Raw genomic sequence first — 12,902 nt, forward strand, 5'->3', positions numbered from 1 at the left:
AATTGGTCGCCTTTTTCTGTTTATAGATATTTGTTTAATCTTTTAAACTACCTACCATATTTTCTGGTTTTACCCATTCATCATAGTCTTCGGCAGAAACATAGCCTAAATTAACAGCTTCCTCTTTCAATGTTGTACCGTTCTTATGGGCGGTATTTGCAATCTCTGCAGCTTTGTAATATCCTATTTTGGTATTCAAGGCAGTTACAAGCATTAACGAATTGTTCAATAATTCTTTAATTACGGCATGATTTGGTTCTATGCCAGCTGCACAATGCTCTTCAAAGCTTACACAGGCATCACCTATAAGTTGCGCAGATTGCAAAATGTTGGCGGCCATCATTGGTTTAAAAACATTTAATTCATAATGGCCCTGAGTACCACCAACACTAATGGCCACATCATTACCCATGATCTGGGCGCAGACCATAGTCATTGCTTCGCACTGTGTTGGGTTAACTTTTCCGGGCATTATGGAACTACCTGGTTCGTTAGCAGGAATAATTATTTCACCTATTCCTGAACGTGGTCCAGAAGCCATCATTCTAATGTCATTGGCTATCTTGTTCAAGGAAACGGCCAATTGTTTTAGTGCTCCGTGACTTTCAACAATGGCATCATGAGCAGCTAAAGCTTCAAATTTATTTTCTGCGGTAATAAAAGGTAACCCCGTAAAATCCGCTATGTATTTTGCAACCAATACATCATAACCTTCAGGAGTATTTAATCCTGTACCAACTGCAGTGCCGCCAAGTGCCAACTCACTTAAATGTTCCAGCGTGTTTTTTAAAGCTTTTAAGCCATGATCTAGTTGAGATACATAACCAGAAAACTCTTGACCAAGGGTTAGGGGAGTGGCGTCCATTAAATGTGTACGCCCTATTTTAACCACATCTTTAAATTCCTTAGATTTTTTATGTAATGTATCTCTTAACTGGGTAACACCAGGGATGGTTACTTCTATAATTTTTTTATAGGCAGCAATATGCATACCGGTAGGGAAGGTATCGTTAGATGATTGGGATTTGTTCACATCATCATTAGGTTGTATGGTTTTTTCTCCTTCGCCAATTACTTTACCTGCAATTTCATGGGCTCTATTAGCAACAACCTCGTTTACGTTCATATTACTTTGCGTTCCAGAACCGGTCTGCCAGATTACCAAAGGAAATTGGTCATCATGTTTTCCTTCTAGAATTTCATCACAAACTTGGGCAATTAAATCTCTTTTTTCTGCGGATAAAACGCCTAGTTCACAATTGGCATAGGCCGCTGATTTTTTTAAGTAAGCAAAGCCGTATACAATATCTAACGGCATTGAAGCAGCGGGTCCGATTTTAAAATTATTACGAGAGCGTTCTGTCTGCGCTCCCCAATATTTATCCTTGGGCACTTCTACATTACCCATGGTATCTTTCTCTATTCTATATTCCATGATTTTCTATTTTTATGGATCTTGGTTTATTTCTTTTTAACTGCTTCAAAAATAAGGCATACATTTATTTTTACAGCGACAAGATTATTGGTAATCTTAAATTTATTTTACGGAACGTTTGCAAAAAATAATACGATTATGGTATCTTTGTAAAATATAAGTTATAAGATATGTTTGAATTTGACCAATATTTAGGATTTTTAGCTTTTTTAACCATATTGACCATTGGTTTTTGGCTGATGATGTTTTTGTTATTATTTGTTGTACCTTACTGGTTAGGTGGAAACATTATTGAATTATTAAAAGAAAGACGCGAAAAAAAGAAGGCTGCAAGAGACGCTTAGAGATACAATACATTAAAACAAAAAAAGAAGCCAATTGGCTTCTTTTTTTATGATATCTCTTTTCTTATCCTTCTATTTCTTCTTCGCCACCTTCACCAGGACCATTGCCTCGTCCATTTCTATTTCTTTCTTTAGGTTGATTAAATCGATATACAAATCCTAAAGTAACTTGTCTTCTTCTCCATTGAAACTCACTTTCTGAAGTAAAGAATTCAGTTTCCGTAAAAGACCTTCTTTTTCTTGAGTTCAATAAATCGCTTACGTTCATTGATATGGTTCCGTTATCATCTAAAATATCCTTGCTAAAAGCTAGGTTCAAAGAAAATATACCCTTGCTTTCTGTCTGAGCATTTTGTGACGGACCTCTGTAAAAAGCATTTGTTTGCCAATCAACTTTTGCCGGTAAGGATACTTTTGAGCTAAATCTGGCAAACCAGCTTGTATTGGTTGCCCCATAGTCAATATCATTGAATTCACCCTCTGTTGAAAATTGGAAAAAGTTAAAGCTTGAATTTAAGCGTAACCATTTAGTAGGGTTGTACATCATACCTGCCTCAAGACCTATTCTGTCATTTGTAGAAAGGTTTATAGGAATGGATCTAATGATTTCTATACCATCTGTAGTAGTTTGCCCTGTTTCTTCCTGTACTCTCTCAAATGAATCGGTTTCTCTTTGGTAATAGATAGATGAGGTCAATGTTAGTTTATCCCATCGTTTTAGATAACCTAGGTCAAAGGCATTGGAAAATGCTGGATTTAAGTCTGGGTTACCTTGAAAAATATTTGTTCTACTAGAACGCGAAGGAAAAGGATTTACAAACCAACCTCTAGGCCTATTTATCCTTCTATTATAACCCAACGAAATATTTTCATTTTCGGCAATTTCTAGGATAAAGTTCAGGGTAGGGAACAGACCTAAATAATTTTTATCGAAATTAACATCTACATCAACACCCAATTGCTCTTCCAATTCTGTAGTGTCAAATTCAGAATCCAATTGACCTTTTAGCTGGGTATTCTCTAAACGCAAGCCTAAAAGAAATGAAAACTTTCCAAATTTATTACCATATTGTGTATACAGCGCATTTACGTTTTCTGTATAGGTGAACATGTTGGTTAAATTTTCATTGATATCAAATTGATTGGTAGATTGATTTAGGGAATCTAATCTATAATCCGTTACATCCTCTTCAAACGTTCCTCTATAGCCTACTTCAAATTGGGCATCACCCATTGGCAACACATAATCCGCTTGTACCAAGTATTCGTTTTCAGATTCAATCTCATATACATTTTCAAGTACTAACAAATCTTGGTTAGGTACCGTGTTATTTTCCTCTATGATAGAAAATTTAGTTTCTTCTCCTTTGGAGTATTGAAGGTCTACCGTTAATTTTTGACCGTCATCGTCAAGGTTGTTTACATAGTTCAAAGAGAATTGATAATTTTCATCATCTTCGTTTTCATCCTCTGTCCTAAAGGTTTCACTTCCTATTAAACCATTAGTAAAACGTTGATTGGTATTCTCCGTTTCATCTTTACTATCAGAAGTTCTATAAAACACACTTCCTGTTATTGAAGATTCTTCGGTAATGAAATATTCCAAACCAAGGTTGGTGTTAAAGCCTTTACGCAATCTATTATATTCCCTATCTTCTATAATCCTGTCAAAACTACCAGAGGTATAGGTGTTGTCAAAAAAGGCATTACCTGGAGCATCTCTATATCTGTATCCTGTAGTGTTGAATATATTGAACTTATCCGTACGTAGGTTGGCATTCACGGTTATACCGCTGTTTACAGGGTAGCCAATAGTCGTATTTACCGAGCCGTTAAAGCCTAGGGTTTTCTCTTTTTTAAGTATAATATTCAATATACCGGCTGTACCTTCAGCATCATAACGTGCAGAGGGGCTGGTAATTACTTCTACCTTTTCAATAGCATCTGCAGGTAATTGTGTAAGGGCATCTGTGGATCCAAAGCCCGCCAATGCAGATGGTTTGCCGTTAATTAAAATTCTTACATTTTCATTACCTCTAAGGCTAATGGCACCTTCTACATCAACATCTACAGAAGGAACATTGTTAAGCGCATCTGTAATAGTTGCACCGCTGGTGGTAAGATCTTTACCAATATTGTATATCTTTTTGTCCAAACGTACTTCAACCGTAGTTTTTTCGCCCACAACTTCAACGGCATCTAATTGGGCTACATCCAAGGCAAGTCTTATGGTGCCCAAGTCTGTAGATTCGGTCAAGGTTTGGTTAGGTAATTTATAGGTTCTGTAAGAAATATATTCTATGGAAATATTGTATTTGCCGGGCTTGGCCTCTACACTGAAATTTCCGTCCATGTCGGTAATACCACCTGAAATCTGATCAGGATTTTCAATACTCTGAAGTACTAGGGTAGCATACTCTAAAGGCATATCGTTTTCCTTGTCCAGTACCTTTCCTGTAATGGTAATTGGCGAGGCGGCTCGTGGCCCTTGCCCATTGCCTCTTCCCCTTTCTCCTTGAGGTGTTTGGCTAAAAATTGGTTGTAAAGCTAAAATCAGGAGTAAAGGGAAAATTTTTTTCATTAAATCAGTTTTTTGGTTTCTTTCGTTTAGTTTTTTTCTTTTTTTTCTTGAGTGTTTTTGCTACACCATCTTTTTGTAAAGCAACAAAGGCTTCGTACTTTTCTAACGGTAGTCCGGCCTTTAATTCCTCATCTTGTCTTTTAGTAATGTTATCATAAACCTCCCTCATTTTTTCTGGAGGAAGCTTTAAAATTTGGGCTTCTATACGTTCCTGTACGTATTTTTTTAATACAGAACTTAATACCGCCTGTTCAAATTCATTTAACTCCAGAGCCTCTGTAATTCTAGGCATCTCACCATCTACCAATTCCTCTGCCGTTTTTGGCTCTGGTTCTTTTGGGGCCTCTTGTGCTTGTGGTATGGAGCTTCTTTGTCTACCATAACCATAGCCTCCTCTAGAGCCGTACCCGTAACCACTGCCATAACCGTATTGAGCATATAGCTCACTACCTGCAAATAAAAAGGACAGTAAGATCAAGAACTTAAGACTACTGAATTTCACTACTTTTTTCATGTGCTTTGATTATAAATTTTCAATTAGGTTTAACCGCTTTTGGTTAATAATTTGTTAAGATGTCTAGCCTTTTGTTAAATCTACTCTTTTAGTAGATTAGTTATGTTTTCTGCGGGCCTGCCTATGACTGCATTGTTGTTTTTAATGACAATTGGCCTTTCTATTAATTTTGGATAGGAAATCATTGCTTCAATGATATCCTCATCACTTAATGTCTGGTTCTTGAATTTTTCCTTCCAAATAGATTCTGATTTTCTGACCAGATAAATAGGTTTAATATCCAAACAATTGATAACCTCTTTTAGTTCTTCCTTCGTAGGAACATCATCAAGGTATTTGATAACTTCAAATTTCTTGCCAGAATTTTCCAAAATTTCAAGGCCTTCCCTAGATTTTCTACATCTAGGATTGTGATAAATTTTAATCATAACAATTTTTAGTACTTATACGATATTTACAATATAATAAAACATAAATAAACCTATAAGGCTTATTCTTCGTCCTTTTGGCCCATCATCATTAAAAATGCTTTTAAGAACCTGTCAATATCACCATCCATAACTGCATCTACATTTCCTGTTTCTTCCCCTGTACGTACATCTTTAACCAGTTTATAGGGGTGCATTACATAGTTTCTTATCTGTGAGCCCCACTCAATTTTCATTTTGGACGATTCTATTTCCTGTCTTGCTTCCATCTTCTTGCGCAATTCAATCTCATACAATTGAGATTTCAACATTTTCATTGCCGTAGCCCTATTGTCATGTTGGCTTCGGCTATCCGAACAAGAAATCTGTATGCCTGTAGGATGGTGGGTAAGCTGTACCTTAGTTTCCACTTTATTTACATTCTGCCCACCCGCACCGCTGGATCTAGCAGTGGTTATGGTAATATCTGCAGGATTGACATCAACTTCAATGCTATCATCTACCAAGGGATATACATAAACGGAAACGAAAGAGGTGTGCCGTTTTGCATTACTGTCAAAAGGAGAGATACGTACTAATCTATGAACGCCGTTTTCACCTTTTAACCAGCCAAATCCAAAATCCCCATCTATCTCCAGTGTAACCGTTTTTATACCGGCAACATCACCTTCTTGATAGTTGAGTTCCTTGATCTTGAACCCATTTTTTTCTGCCCACATCATGTACATGCGCATGAGCATTGCTGCCCAATCGCAACTTTCAGTACCGCCGGCACCGGCTGTAATTTGTAGAACGGCGGGTAGTTCATCACCTTCTTCCGACAACATATTCTTGAATTCCATTTTTTCAAGAACATTAAGTGCCTTGTCATATTGACTGGTCACTTCCTCCTCAGATACTTCTCCTTCCTGATGAAATTCAATTAATACTTCCAATTCGGCAATAATAGCTTCGGCAGCATTGTAATCATCTACCCATTGCTTTTTGGATTGAATATATTTCATATGTGCCTGTGCCTCCTGTGGATTGTTCCAAAAATCTGGGGACAGGGTCTTTTCCTGTTCGTTTTCTATTTCTATTAATTTGGCATCTATGTCAAAGATACCTCCTTAACGCACCAAGGCGATCTATAAGACCTTTGTAATGGTCTGTAGTAATGTTCATAAAACTAAATTTTAGGTAAAAGTAAGACTCTTTTACTTACTATGGGAAGTAATTTTGGCAATACCTACTGTTGGGTTTTAATCTTTTTTATTTTCATGTTTTTAGTTTTTCCATCAAAGTAAACCAAGCAAATTATTGACATAGAGGGTATACGTTAATCTTTCCTAGAAAACTATTGCCACAAGTTTGTTATTCCTTTTAAGGGTTATGAGTTTTGAAATAGTATTTTATTAAGAATAAGTTTATGCGCTCTCTATATATTTATATTATCATTGTTCGTTTGGTGGTTATTGTCCAAACGTTTGGAACGTACGTAGTGTTTAAGTTGTGATACTTGTATTAATTGGCCCGATCAAATTTGATTCTGACAATTTTTGGATGCATAATTTGTCATACTTACTTTTTAATATTTTCATGAAGGGTTGTTTTTAGTATTCCTTAGTTTTTCAATACTTTTAGAGAAAACTATATGACAATGAAAAAAAATTACCTGTTGTTGGTATTTGCCTTATTGGCATCTGCCAACTTTGTATTTGGTCAGTTCAGCGATAAAAAGAAAGACTTAAAAAAGTATGAAGGTCTGTTTGATTTTTTCTATGACGAAGATGCGGATAAAATTTATCTGGAGGTCAAGGAACTGAACAAGGAATTTCTTTATGTCTATTCCCTCAGTAGCGGTATAGGAAGTAATGATATAGGTTTGGATCGTGGTCAATTGGGAGATGAACAGGTCGTATATTTTAAGAAAGCAGGTGGTAAGTTGCTTTTGGTGCAGCCCAATCTAAAATTTAGGGCCAATACAAAGAATGAACTGGAGCGAACCTCTGTTGAGCAGGCATTCGCAAAATCTATTCTTTATGGTTTTCCTATTGAAGAAAACACGAACGGTACCTATATAATTGATATTACGGATTTTTTAATGCAAGATGCACATGGGGTGGCCAATCGTTTAAAACGTACTAAGCAGGGATCGTATAGTTTGGATAAAACAAGGAGCGCTATGGCCATGGAAAGGACCAAAGCTTTTCCTAAGAATGTTGAATTTGATGTAACCCTTACTTTTAAGGGTGAGCCAGCAGGTAGTTATATTAGAAGTGTAGCCCCAAATGCCAATTTAATTACCGTAGCGGAACATCATTCATTTATTTCCTTACCTGATGATGGTTATGAACCACGTGAATTTGATCCGCGTTCAGGTGCGTCTCCTTTTAGTTTTTATGATTATGCAACTCCCGTGGAATCGTCCATTTTAAAAAGGTTTATTAGAAGACATAGACTAGAAAAGAAAGATCCTACGGCCAAAGTGAGCGAAGCAGTAGAACCAATCATCTATTATTTGGACAACGGTACGCCAGAACCGGTACGGACAGCACTTTTAGAAGGCGGTAGATGGTGGAACCAGGCTTTTGAGGCCATTGGTTATAAAAATGCATTTCAGGTTAAAATTTTGCCCGATGATGCAGACCCATTGGATGTACGGTATAATGTAATACAATGGGTGCATAGGTCCACAAGAGGGTGGAGTTATGGCAGTAGTATTACAGACCCCCGTACTGGTGAGATTATGAAAGGGCATGTAAGTCTTGGAAGCTTGCGCATACGACAGGATTTTTTGATAGCACAGGCGCTAATGAATCAGCCATTTGCAGAGCGAGACGATAACCATGAAGCCATGTTGCAGATGGCTATTGCCCGTATACGTCAATTATCTGCCCATGAAATAGGACATACACTCGGTTTTGCGCATAATTATGCCGCCAGTACAACCAATAAGGCATCGGTGATGGATTATCCTCATCCTCAATTCTCACTTAACAATGGTGAAGTGGAGTTTAAAAATGCCTATGAAAACGGTATTGGGGAATGGGACAAAGTTTCTGTTGCCTATTCATACGAAACTTTCCCAGATGATGCCAATGAAAAACAAGAGCTCAATAAGATTTTGAACCAGGCTACCGAAGATGGTTTACGCTTTATAACTGATCAGGATGCTAGGCCACAGGGTAGTGCACACATTCTTGCACATCTTTGGGATAATGGGACCAGCGTAAGCCAAGAGCTGGATGAAATGCTTAAAATCAGGAAGACGGCAATAGATAATTTTTCAGAAAATAATATCAGAACAGGTGAGGCCTATGCTATACTGGAAGACGTTTTTGTGCCCCTTTATTTTTTTCATAGATACCAGACAGAAGCTGTTGCAAAGCTTATTGGTGGGTTAGAGTATAATTATGCAGTGAAAGGTGACGGTCAAACCGTTGTGGAAATTGCGGATAAAAGTATTCAAAAAGCTGCGCTAGCCAGTATCCTTAAAACGGTAAATGCAGAAGAGATTGCCATACCCAAGGAAAAATTGAATTTGTTTCCGCCACGTGCTTTTGGGCATCCAAGAACACGGGAGTCCATCTCTGGCAAAACCGGACTAACCTTTGATGTCTTTTCCGCAGTGGAAACAGCTTCTGATATGACTTTGGGATTTTTATTACATCCAGAAAGAGCATCAAGGTTGATCCAACAAAAATCTTTGGACCAAAAAAATCTAGGTTTACAAGATGTATTGGATCAGTTGGTAGCGCGTACTTTTATGAACGAGCATAAAGATGCTTATTTAACCGAGGCGCAGACCACTATTAATTTTAGGGTGTTAACACACATCATGAACTTGGCAAACCACCCAAATGTGGCTCCTCAGGTCAATGCTATAGCAAATGCGCAACTTAGAAAATTATCAAAAGAGTTCATTTCTGAACAAAATACAGATCCAATAAAGGGAGAAATGGTTAAAAGAATAAAAGATTTCTTTGATCATCCAGAAGTGTTCAAAGTAATACCTTCTCCTAAAATTCCAGATGGTTCTCCTATTGGCATGAGCTGTTTTCATTAAAATTAAGCAACATATATTTTATGCAGATCAATCTTATAAGTGACACGGTTACTAAGCCCACTGCGGGTATGTTAGACGCCATGATGTCGGCAGCCGTTGGTGATGATGTTTTTAAAGAAGATCCAACCGTAAACGCTTTAGAGGAAAAAGCGGCACAACTTTTTGGAATGGAGACCGCACTCTTTTTTCCAAGTGGTACCATGACCAACCAAACTGCTATAAAATTACATACAAGGCCAGCAGAACAGTTAATATGCGACAAATATGCCCATATTTATAATTATGAAGGTGGTGGTGTTAGTTTCAATAGCGGAGTTTCCTGTAAATTAATTGACGGTAATAGAGGAACCATGACAGCGGAACAGGTGGTTTCCGCCATTAATCCTCCGGATTTTTATCATAGCCCGTTAACATCTTTAGTTTGTGTGGAAAATACGGCAAATAAGGGCGGTGGCACTTGTTGGGACTTTAGCGAGCTTGAAAAAATTGGTGATGTTTGTAATCAACACGGGCTTGCATACCATTTAGATGGGGCAAGATTGTGGAATGCCATGGTGGAAAAGAATGAAACCCCCTTGCAATATGGAGCGTTGTTTGATACGATCAGTGTTTGTTTAAGTAAAGGGCTGGGTTGTCCCGTTGGTTCTTTATTATTGGGAACCAAGAAGCATATGGAGCAAGCTATAAGAATACGTAAACTCTTTGGCGGCGGTATGCGTCAATCTGGTTTTTTGGCGGCGGCGGCAATTTATGCATTGGATCATCATGTAGAAAGGCTGGCGGAAGACCATAAAAGGGCCAAGGAAATAGGTGGAGTTTTAATGACTAAACAATTTATTAAAAAAGTAGAGCCCATTGAAACCAATATAGTCATTTTTGAAATTGATGAATCATATATGACGAGTAACGCCTTTGTTGATAAATTAAAGGAAAAGGATATTTTTATTATTGGTATGGGGCAAGGTAAGTTGCGTATGGTAACTCATTTGGATTATACCCAAGAGATGCATGAAGAACTTTTATCTATTTTAAATGCATTTTAATTGGTCTATTGGTCGGTATTTAGACTGTTTTTTATATTTAGAATACCATTTTCCATACCTGCTTCAGAAGAATAAAGACCGCTAGATCCTACGGTTTCTCCTACAGCATTTTTTAACTGAATCAAAAATTTACCGTCAGTAGTCGTCTTTCTCTCAAAGATTTTAGCCCTTGTATTCTGCTTGGCTTTTATTTCCTGTAAGGTTTTGTCCAAGTCTTCCTTACTGCTAAAAGGAATGCTCTTTAATAGGGTACGGCCATTGCTGGACTTGAGTTTAAAAACATAAACGCCCTCCTTCTTTTTATTGATTTTAATCATATCTCTTAAAGATAAATAATAATTTTTCAAATAATTAGTGACCTATTAAATAATAGTGTGTCTTAATAATTGAAAGAGGTTGAATTCTTTGATACCGATAAATTCTATCAAATAAAAAAAACCAATATCCACCTCTTTCAGAGTAAATAACCATTATTAAATTTTAAACACTAATTACAATGAAAAAAATTTTATTATCAATTGCATTCTTGACCGCATCTTTTGCAATGGCGCAAGATTTACCGGAAAACCCAGAACCAGGTAAATGTTATGTACGTTGTACCACTCCGGATGTTTATGTAAACGAAACTGTAACAATTACTACAGCTCCTTCTTATAAAATCCTTAAAACCATGCCCGCTACTTTTAAGACTATAACAGAGCGTGTGTTGGTAAAAGAGGAAGAAAAAGTATTGACCGTGGTTCCTGCAAAATGGGGTACGGAAACTGTAACCTACGTTTCTAAAGGGGGTGGAAATTCCTTAAAGGTGATACCTGCAAGTTTCTCTCCAAGTTCAGAAACATTGGAAATTAAACCGGCCTATGCGCAATGGGAGTTGGGTGTTGCTGCTCCTGATTGTGAGTCTGGTAACCCAGATGATTGTAGATATTGGTGTTATAAAGGGTATCCTGCGGAATTTGAAACCGTGTCTACCCAAGTTTTGGCCAGTGCTGCATCTACGGCTTCTACACCTTTAGGTTCAACCAATGGTTCGTATACAAAAAGAGTTTTAATTTCTCCTGCTACCGTAGTTGAAAAGATTATTCCTGCCGAGTACAAGGATATTACTAGAACAGTCTTGGATAAGGATGCGTATACGGTAGAAGAGACCGTGCCTGCAAAAACGAGAACTATTACAAGAGAAGTATTGAGCCAAAAAGGTGGTCTTACCACTTGGAAAGAAGTGGAATGTGCCTTAGTTGAATACCAGGCGTTACCTATCAATTGGGATTCTGGAAGTGCAACGTTGACTTCACAGGCAAAGAGTATTATCGATAACAGATTATTACCCGTATTGGCTCAAAATCCTGGTGTAAAAGTTGAATTAGCATCTCATACAGACTCACAAGGTGGTGCAGCTTCTAACCAAGAATTATCTGAGAGAAGAGCTAAAGCAGTAGCGGATTATTTAATTACTAAGGGAATTAACTCTAGTCTTTTGGTAGCTAACGGATACGGTGAAACCAAATTATTGAACAGATGTAAGGATGGTGTTTCTTGTACCGCTAGAGAGCATGCCGTAAATAGAAGAACTCAATTTAGATTGATAAATAACTAATTGGTTGGTTTTAGTTGTTTAAATGAAAGGGCTTACTTGTTGGTGTAAGCCCTTTCTCTATTTACAAACTTTAAGTAACCTATTTATTCCTTTGCAATAGATTAATGTGGGAGTCTACCACCCCATTCATACTATATCCAGATAGTTTGTCCAGCTCTTTTCCTTTGGCGTTCAATACCTTTAATAAAGGAAATACCTTGCGGGTATTATATTTAACCAATAGTTCTTTATTGTGGGCCAACTGTTTAGGGGTTAATAAATCTTTGTTTCTTGGGATATCCACATATAACAGGATATAATTTCCGGAAAGGGTTTTGAAATCATTAGTCTCAAAAAGATCCTGCTTTAACATCTTACATGGTGGACACCAGTCGCTACCCGTAAAGTATAGAAGGATGTTTTTATCTTGCTTTTTTGCTTTGGACAACGCAGTATTGTAGTCTGTTAACCACTTTGTGTTTTCCGTAACCGATTTGTCTGCCTGCGCAGCAATGAAAAAAGGTAATAGCAGTAAAACGAATAGATGTTTCATAATCTAAATTTATTAGGTATAGTGCAATAAACTTGCCACTATTACTTAAATAACGAATCCATTCCTGGAATATTGGGCATGCCTTCTTTTGCTACCGCCGCTAGTTCCGCCTCATTGACTTTAGACGCTTGTTCAATTGCTTTATTGATTGTGAGGATAAGGTAGTCTTCTAACTGCTCTTTGTCTGCCAATAAGGTGTCATCTATCGCTATGTGCTTAAGTTGTCTATTGGCCGTAATGGTAACCTTTAATAAATTATCATTAGAGTTTTCATTCAAAGTAACCGTGTCCATTCTTTTTTTTGTGGCTTCCACTTTTTGTTGGGTTTCTTTAAGTTTACCCATCATTCCCATCATATCTCCAAACATAATTTTGTTTTT

Annotated in this window: 12 protein-coding genes; 4 read left to right on the forward strand and 8 right to left on the reverse strand. The window is 37.3% G+C overall.

What is annotated here, in order from left to right; all coding sequences use genetic code 11:
• Nucleotides 1–34: 34 nt before the first annotated feature.
• The gene (fumC, locus tag ABVM52_RS14990) at nucleotides 35–1,435 is read right to left on the reverse strand and encodes a class II fumarate hydratase (RefSeq protein ID WP_405381885.1); all 1,401 of its coding nucleotides are present in this window, start codon (nucleotides 1,433–1,435) and stop codon (nucleotides 35–37) included.
• A gap of 170 nt (nucleotides 1,436–1,605) precedes the next feature.
• On the opposite strand from fumC, the gene ABVM52_RS14995 reads away from it, so the two are divergent.
• A complete protein-coding gene (locus tag ABVM52_RS14995) occupies nucleotides 1,606–1,779 on the forward strand; it encodes a hypothetical protein (protein ID WP_405381886.1) in 174 nt (57 codons plus the stop codon).
• A 64-nt stretch (nucleotides 1,780–1,843) separates the two neighbouring features.
• Here the strand turns inward: ABVM52_RS14995 and ABVM52_RS15000 are convergent, their stop codons facing one another.
• The 4 genes from ABVM52_RS15000 to prfB form a co-directional block, all read right to left on the reverse strand.
• A complete protein-coding gene (locus tag ABVM52_RS15000; protein ID WP_405381887.1) occupies nucleotides 1,844–4,360 on the reverse strand; it encodes a TonB-dependent receptor domain-containing protein in 2,517 nt (838 codons plus the stop codon).
• Nucleotides 4,361–4,364: 4 nt separating this feature from the next.
• On the reverse strand, nucleotides 4,365–4,874 hold the full coding sequence (locus tag ABVM52_RS15005) for a hypothetical protein (RefSeq protein ID WP_405381888.1): 510 nt from the start codon (nucleotides 4,872–4,874) through the stop codon (nucleotides 4,365–4,367).
• Nucleotides 4,875–4,954: 80 nt separating this feature from the next.
• Nucleotides 4,955–5,302 carry an arsenate reductase (glutaredoxin) gene (arsC, locus tag ABVM52_RS15010; RefSeq protein ID WP_405381889.1) on the reverse strand — a complete coding sequence of 116 codons (348 nt, stop codon included), beginning with the start codon at nucleotides 5,300–5,302 and terminating at the stop codon, nucleotides 4,955–4,957.
• 62 nt (nucleotides 5,303–5,364) lie between these two features.
• A protein-coding gene (gene prfB / locus ABVM52_RS15015) for a peptide chain release factor 2 (protein ID WP_405381890.1) occupies nucleotides 5,365–6,466 on the reverse strand; the annotation gives its coding sequence in 2 pieces (ribosomal slippage) (nucleotides 5,365–6,399 and nucleotides 6,401–6,466; 1,101 coding nt in all).
• 475 nt (nucleotides 6,467–6,941) lie between these two features.
• Here prfB and ABVM52_RS15020 point away from each other — a divergent pair.
• Together ABVM52_RS15020 and ABVM52_RS15025 are read left to right on the forward strand one after the other, a co-directional pair.
• Nucleotides 6,942–9,350, forward strand: a complete 2,409-nt coding sequence (locus ABVM52_RS15020; RefSeq protein WP_405381891.1) for a zinc-dependent metalloprotease — start codon at nucleotides 6,942–6,944, stop codon at nucleotides 9,348–9,350.
• Between the two features lie 20 nt (nucleotides 9,351–9,370).
• The gene (locus ABVM52_RS15025; RefSeq protein ID WP_405381892.1) at nucleotides 9,371–10,393 is read left to right on the forward strand and encodes a threonine aldolase family protein; all 1,023 of its coding nucleotides are present in this window, start codon (nucleotides 9,371–9,373) and stop codon (nucleotides 10,391–10,393) included.
• A 5-nt stretch (nucleotides 10,394–10,398) separates the two neighbouring features.
• Here the strand turns inward: ABVM52_RS15025 and ABVM52_RS15030 are convergent, their stop codons facing one another.
• Nucleotides 10,399–10,710 (reverse strand): DUF1508 domain-containing protein, encoded by a 312-nt coding sequence (locus ABVM52_RS15030; RefSeq protein WP_405381893.1) that lies wholly within the window; start codon nucleotides 10,708–10,710, stop codon nucleotides 10,399–10,401.
• Between the two features lie 179 nt (nucleotides 10,711–10,889).
• Here ABVM52_RS15030 and ABVM52_RS15035 point away from each other — a divergent pair, with 179 nt between their 5' ends.
• Nucleotides 10,890–11,990 (forward strand): OmpA family protein, encoded by a 1,101-nt coding sequence (locus ABVM52_RS15035; protein ID WP_405381894.1) that lies wholly within the window; start codon nucleotides 10,890–10,892, stop codon nucleotides 11,988–11,990.
• A 79-nt stretch (nucleotides 11,991–12,069) separates the two neighbouring features.
• On the opposite strand, the gene ABVM52_RS15040 is transcribed toward ABVM52_RS15035, so the two are convergent.
• Together ABVM52_RS15040 and ABVM52_RS15045 are read right to left on the reverse strand one after the other, a co-directional pair.
• Nucleotides 12,070–12,522 carry a thioredoxin family protein gene (locus tag ABVM52_RS15040; RefSeq protein ID WP_405381895.1) on the reverse strand — a complete coding sequence of 151 codons (453 nt, stop codon included), beginning with the start codon at nucleotides 12,520–12,522 and terminating at the stop codon, nucleotides 12,070–12,072.
• A gap of 41 nt (nucleotides 12,523–12,563) precedes the next feature.
• The gene (locus tag ABVM52_RS15045) at nucleotides 12,564–12,890 is read right to left on the reverse strand and encodes a YbaB/EbfC family nucleoid-associated protein (protein ID WP_405381896.1); all 327 of its coding nucleotides are present in this window, start codon (nucleotides 12,888–12,890) and stop codon (nucleotides 12,564–12,566) included.
• Between the last annotated feature and the right edge of the window lie 12 nt (nucleotides 12,891–12,902).

Source organism: Maribacter sp. LLG6340-A2, assembly GCF_045057105.1.
Lineage (GTDB): Bacteria > Bacteroidota > Bacteroidia > Flavobacteriales > Flavobacteriaceae > Maribacter.

Excerpts from the sequence above, each read along its gene's own strand:
- ABVM52_RS14995 (WP_405381886.1), top strand. The coding sequence starts at position 1,606 with ATGTTTGAATTTGACCAATATTTAGGATTTTTAGCTTTTTTAACCATA.
- ABVM52_RS15045 (WP_405381896.1), bottom strand. The coding sequence starts at position 12,890 with ATGTTTGGAGATATGATGGGAATGATGGGTAAACTTAAAGAAACCCAA.
- ABVM52_RS15025 (WP_405381892.1), top strand. The coding sequence starts at position 9,371 with ATGCAGATCAATCTTATAAGTGACACGGTTACTAAGCCCACTGCGGGT.
- fumC (WP_405381885.1), bottom strand. The coding sequence starts at position 1,435 with ATGGAATATAGAATAGAGAAAGATACCATGGGTAATGTAGAAGTGCCC.
- ABVM52_RS15005 (WP_405381888.1), bottom strand. The coding sequence starts at position 4,874 with ATGAAAAAAGTAGTGAAATTCAGTAGTCTTAAGTTCTTGATCTTACTG.
- arsC (WP_405381889.1), bottom strand. The coding sequence starts at position 5,302 with ATGATTAAAATTTATCACAATCCTAGATGTAGAAAATCTAGGGAAGGC.
- ABVM52_RS15040 (WP_405381895.1), bottom strand. The coding sequence starts at position 12,522 with ATGAAACATCTATTCGTTTTACTGCTATTACCTTTTTTCATTGCTGCG.
- ABVM52_RS15035 (WP_405381894.1), top strand. The coding sequence starts at position 10,890 with ATGAAAAAAATTTTATTATCAATTGCATTCTTGACCGCATCTTTTGCA.
- ABVM52_RS15030 (WP_405381893.1), bottom strand. The coding sequence starts at position 10,710 with ATGATTAAAATCAATAAAAAGAAGGAGGGCGTTTATGTTTTTAAACTC.
- ABVM52_RS15020 (WP_405381891.1), top strand. The coding sequence starts at position 6,942 with ATGAAAAAAAATTACCTGTTGTTGGTATTTGCCTTATTGGCATCTGCC.
- ABVM52_RS15000 (WP_405381887.1), bottom strand. The coding sequence starts at position 4,360 with ATGAAAAAAATTTTCCCTTTACTCCTGATTTTAGCTTTACAACCAATT.